Annotated in this window: 1 protein-coding gene; it reads left to right on the top strand. The window is 62.0% G+C overall.

Features of this window, described 5'->3' with window-relative positions:
- Positions 1-44 precede the first annotated feature (44 nt).
- Positions 45-1,118 (top strand): tyrosine-type recombinase/integrase (locus ETP66_RS11800; protein WP_130842774.1); only part of this gene is annotated, 1,074 nt, incomplete at its 3' end.

The raw sequence follows: 1,118 nt of genomic DNA, 5'->3' as shown, positions 1-1,118 counted from the left end.
GTGGGAGGGGTGCGGAATGTGGGACAAACGAAGGGAGGGAGAGTATGGCACGGGGTAAGGGAGGTGGTTCCACTTACTACGACACCGCTAAGAGCAAATGGGTGGCCGAGCTCAAGTGGGTAGACCCCGCCACGGGTAAGCTCCTCAAGGCCAAACGTTACGCCGATAGCCGCCGCGAAGCGGAAAAGCTCCTGGCCGAGCTGGTAGACCAGAAGGCCAAGGGCCTCTTGGCCGAACCCTCGAGGCTCATCGTGCGCGACTTCGCTACGGAATACTTGAAACGCCTCGAGCGGGAAGGCTTGCGACCGAACTCTCTGCGCCTTGCCAAAGAGGAGCTTACAAGGGCTATGCCCTCTCTCAAAGACCCTCTCGTTCATGACCCTCTAGGCCGTATGCGCTTACAGGAAGTGCGCCCTGCTCACATTCGCGAGGCACTGGATAAAGTCATGGAGCAGGGGTACTCGACCAGAACGGTCGGCAAAGTCCTCATGCGCCTCAAAGCCCTCTTCCGGGAAGCTCTGCGCCTGGAACTGGTAGCCCGCAACCCTGCAGAAGCGGTGAGCCTACGCCTCCCCCAAGGGGAAAAGGCCGCGAGGGCTCTGGAACCCCACGAGGTGGCCCGCCTCCTGGAGGAAGCGGAGCGGTCCAAAAGCCCCGATATGGCCCTCCTCCTCCGCCTCATGCTGGAAACCGGGCTACGCCGGGGGGAAGCTCTCGCCCTGCAATGGCGGGACATCGACTTCACCCGGGGGGAAGTCAGGGTTTGGCGTTCATGGACCAAGGTTGAAGGCAAAGCTACCTTTAGCGCTCCCAAGACCAGGAGCGCCCGAAGGACCGTACCCTTGCCCCGAGGATTGCTCTTGCGCCTAGAACAGCGCCGTCACGAACTCTTGGAACGCCTGACCCCGGAGGAGCTTGCGGAGGTTTTTCTCTTCGGCGGGAATAAACCCTATGACCCCGATGCCTTCAACCACTACCTCCGCCGACTAGCCCAGAGGGCGGGTTTGGGGAAGGTGCGGGTGCACGATCTGCGGCACACCTGGGCTACTTTGGCCCTCTCCCGGGGCATCCCCCTGGAGGTGGTGAGTGAACGCTTGGGCCACGCCAACCCCAACATC

The organism is Thermus thermamylovorans, from assembly GCF_004307015.1.
GTDB classification, from domain to species: domain Bacteria; phylum Deinococcota; class Deinococci; order Deinococcales; family Thermaceae; genus Thermus; species Thermus thermamylovorans.
The sequence above is the reverse complement of the archived record's forward strand: the minus strand, read 5'-3'. Positions and strand labels throughout refer to the sequence as shown.